This window comes from Oligella sp. HMSC09E12 (assembly GCF_001808505.1).
GTDB lineage: Bacteria > Pseudomonadota > Gammaproteobacteria > Burkholderiales > Burkholderiaceae_B > Oligella > Oligella urethralis.
Map to the genome: position 1 here is coordinate 1 of NZ_KV793580.1, position 1,283 is coordinate 1,283.

The 1,283-nt window shown below is 38.3% G+C and carries 2 protein-coding genes; both read right to left on the reverse strand.

Annotated features, from left to right (window positions below; all coding sequences use genetic code 11):
* Positions 1 to 267 precede the first annotated feature (267 nt).
* Positions 268 to 774, reverse strand: coding sequence for a hypothetical protein (locus HMPREF3179_RS06170; protein WP_210398756.1), 507 nt, complete (start codon positions 772 to 774; stop codon positions 268 to 270).
* Positions 775 to 802: 28 nt separating this feature from the next.
* A partial coding sequence (locus HMPREF3179_RS12505; RefSeq protein ID WP_246824395.1) for an RHS repeat-associated core domain-containing protein occupies positions 803 to 1,283 on the reverse strand: 481 nt, incomplete at its 5' end.

The window sequence follows — 1,283 nt, forward strand, 5'->3', positions numbered from 1 at the left end:
AGCGCAAATAATCCACCTCACGACCATCGGGGCGGAGCGTGCAAATCAGATTGGATAACTCGCTTGACAAATACCTGCCAAGGCTGCCTCATACAGTTGCTTACGCAGCTTGTCTGCGAGTGCTTCAATGCTATTGCCATCGCTCGGCTTTAGGGATTAACGATTGAATGATGCCGTCTTTGGGCACGTAACTTTCCATGTGAAATACTCCTATGAAGGATATCGGATTAAAGGAAGTTACACAAAATTATTTACAGGCCTCATCAATCAATCGAAATATTTATAAGGAAACATCTCAAATAATTGAGGGTGAATACTATTCATTAGTCCCATGACTTCCTGCTTAAATTCATCTATACTTTGGTCTTTTTCAAGTCTCTGCTCTAACTTCGCAAGCAAAAAACCCATCCTAAGAAAACCGGTGAAATCAATCTGCAGATTTAAAAAATTCTCTAATCCCCCATATTCCCCCTGATTATGGTCAAAAAAGAATACGGTTTTGGTTTGTTCATTCAAAAACCATTCATCTCCTTGCCCTGACTGCCCTATAAGCCACAAATTTCGTGGCAAATTATTATCGGATGCTCGCTTATTCCACTCAATCGCCTTCTGATAGCCATATAACACAATATCCGGTGTAATACTAACCTCTTTATACTGATGAATGAACTCAGTATATTTTGTATCAATTTGAGGGATTCTACCTTTATCTTTAATGACAGGATCAAGTTTTTCAAGGAAGTTAAAAAGCTCATTTGAGTTAATCAGTTTCATTTTATCTCCTTTATCCATGTTAACTAGATCACTTACAAGGTCTATTTTTTACTGCGTCAGCAGAATATTTACCGATTTTTTCTTTTCTTGCTAAATCTCTCAGTCGTTTTTCAAGGAAATCTTTAGCTGTTTCTTTATCCATTCCTTGTTTTTCAACATAATCTAACAAACCATCAAATACTTTGTTCCAATTCTTGCCAACTCTAGAACTATTAGTATGTACACCTCTACCTCTAGTTAATCTATGTCTTTCAGGCGAGAGATTAAAGAAATATTTCGGATTATTAACATCAATATCAGCTAATCTTTTAAATCTATCTGCAAACTCTTCAGGGAAACCATGATGAATTTCTGCGAAAACATGAGGCTGTCCGACATAATCTTTCCAAAGTCTTTGCAATGTACTAGAGCGAGTTTTCCACCCCAACGGATCCACCCACTCCACCGGGTTCGGGGCGTATTGATAGAGGTTAAGCCCTCCCATCAAGCCGATCGGGTCTTGGCTGATA